The following is a 1,608-nucleotide window of genomic DNA, read 5'->3' on the forward strand; positions in this document are numbered from 1 at the left end:
ATTGATTATGGTGCTAACAAGACGTTAGCACTTTTGTCTAATCTTTCGCCGGCTTAGCTCAGCTGGTAGAGCATCGGTATCGTAAACCGAGGGTCACAGGTTCAACTCCTGCAGCCGGCATACTGAGTTATAAACGAATTTAAACGGAAATGACATAACCTGCGTGGTTAAGTCATTTCCGTTTTTTGATGATTCTCATCACATGACTTATAAAAGCAGTGATGAACCCCCCAATAACCTCATCTTAATCAACCAATATTCACCAGTGTTGACTATAATTATCTTCAGTAGTGATTTTGTGATTAACGTCTACAATTCAATCATTACCTAAGAATTAGGAATAATAAAAGGTTCACCGTAAAAATATTGGCCTTTGCAGGCAAGTCAACTTGATTGCTTAAAATTCGGTCTGCAAAAAGTGTCATAACTATCAGATATGTTTGATAGTTATGACACTTTTTTGATAGGTATTCTATTGATAGGCCCTTTCTACCGGGACTTGTGGGCCTTTTCATTAGTATCAAATTTCAATAAACTCATACTAAACACTGTTTAACTCTTTATTTCCAAGTTGACAAGCAATAATCATAGTCAGAAGTCTTCCTAAAGTTTATTGAAGACAAATGGATATAAAAGGCTAAGGCTCATTAATTGAAGCATAAAAGCTGGTTATCAACAGTAAGTAAATTATACTGCTGATGATAGCTATCGTAGCTATAAGAAAACTAACGCCGTAAAAAATTGTAGGAAACCGTATAATTACTTAATCTTTTTTAATGTGAAGTCTTCTATATACTAATACGAACTAAAAAATAATCAGTTTTATTCATTAGTATTAGTAAAATTACTGTTCACTCAGATCTTGATAATGTTGAATTTGTGCCTGTAATGGTGAAATTTGATTTTGAATATCGATTGATTGTTGTTCTAATCCGAGATAACTAGCTTGAAAAGCCTGTGGATTACTACCAGCGGCCGTAAATGCACGTTGGTAGTCTGCAGAGGAAGTATCACTATTAGCTAATCCATCCGCTGTGCTTTGCATAGTAGATAATTGAGACTGACTAGAATCAAGTTGCTTTTGTAGTGTATCAATTTGAGCTTGAATTGGCTTAATTTGAGCAGTATAAGGATACATTGCTACTTTAAATGTTTGGCTAACTGGTCGGTAATTAAATTTAGTGGCGGTTATTTTATAGCTTCCAATATGTGAGAGTGTATATTTTAACGGAATCGTAAAATGCCCAGAAGAATTAGTCGTTGCTTTAGCTTTTAAATCACCATCTTGATAAAAATTAACGCTGGAGCCCTTTGTAGCAGTGCTGGAAATTTTAGTTTGTGAATTATTTACAGGTCGAACCTTTAATTTCAATGCGTTGCTACTGTAATAGCTGGCGCTTGCTGCATTTGCGAATATAAATGGAATTGCTAAACCAACCCCGGCAATAAATACCATTTTTTTCATAATCTTAAACTCCTCCCCAAAATAACTTTTTTAATTTAAGAAAAAATAATTTAACATTTTTCAAATGTTAATAATCTTAAACTTCGAAATCCATTATATGCTTTGCCTACTTCAAAAATCTATTAGATGAGCAAATATTTTAT

1 protein-coding gene and 1 tRNA gene are annotated in these 1,608 nt (G+C 33.6%); one reads left to right on the forward strand and one right to left on the reverse strand.

Annotation, left to right across the window (positions count from 1 at the left end):
- Window positions 1–47 precede the first annotated feature (47 nt).
- A tRNA-Thr gene (locus HMPREF0519_RS10610) sits at window positions 48–120 on the forward strand.
- A gap of 724 nt (window positions 121–844) precedes the next feature.
- Here HMPREF0519_RS10610 and HMPREF0519_RS10615 read toward each other — a convergent pair.
- Window positions 845–1,465 (reverse strand): hypothetical protein, encoded by a 621-nt coding sequence (locus HMPREF0519_RS10615; protein ID WP_003636122.1) that lies wholly within the window; start codon window positions 1,463–1,465, stop codon window positions 845–847.
- Window positions 1,466–1,608: the final 143 nt, after the last annotated feature.

It is taken from the genome of Lentilactobacillus hilgardii DSM 20176 = ATCC 8290, from assembly GCF_000159315.1.
GTDB classification, from domain to species: Bacteria; Bacillota; Bacilli; order Lactobacillales; family Lactobacillaceae; genus Lentilactobacillus; species Lentilactobacillus hilgardii.

Bases quoted from the DNA above. Each gene is read 5' to 3' on its own strand.
- HMPREF0519_RS10615 (WP_003636122.1), bottom strand. From the start codon at position 1,465: ATGAAAAAAATGGTATTTATTGCCGGGGTTGGTTTAGCAATTCCATTT.